Raw genomic sequence first — 558 nt, 5'->3', positions numbered from 1 at the left:
TTTCTACCCGGTAATAAGTGCGACCAGCAACAGAGCGAGAGACATTGCTGTATTCTGTATAGTTGTAATCCTGCAAGGCCAGAACCGTAAAATCCCCGGTCTGGTAATCGATAACGCCGGTTACGCCACGCCAGCCACCCGCTGTGTCATCGCTGATCTGCTTTGCCACGTTCCTTTTGGTTTCGTAGTTCGTCCAATCTTCGCCATATACATCGTTCTCAATATTGGATAACTGCTCCACCAGAAACTGCAGTTGTATGGAACCGGGCAATAACGGCGCACCGGGAATTGTGCCACTCATAATGCCCTGGCCATCAATGCCAATATTCACCTGACCGCCTGCGCTGGTGCCTTCTTCATAATCCACCTGGATCTCGGTGCCGTTGTCGGGCAGGTTGTCCAGCTGAAAGCTCAATTCTCCCGGTGCATAGTGGATAGCGCCATTGCCGTCGCCGGTCAGCAGGCCGTTGCCCTGGTCGGTCAGGGTTTTATTCTGGCTGTTGGATATATAAGTCACGGTCAGACTGCCGGGCTTGATGCCGGGTTTCTCCACCGTGT

Annotated in this window: 1 protein-coding gene; it reads right to left on the bottom strand. The window is 53.0% G+C overall.

The features are described 5' to 3' along the window. The coding region (locus AK963_RS34380; protein ID WP_202969976.1) for a hypothetical protein at positions 1 to 558 on the bottom strand (558 nt) is incomplete at both ends.

This window comes from Endozoicomonas atrinae (genome assembly GCF_001647025.1).
GTDB classification, from domain to species: Bacteria; Pseudomonadota; Gammaproteobacteria; order Pseudomonadales; family Endozoicomonadaceae; genus Endozoicomonas; species Endozoicomonas atrinae.
Note: the sequence above shows the minus strand (reverse complement) of the source record. Positions and strands in the feature narration are given on the sequence as shown.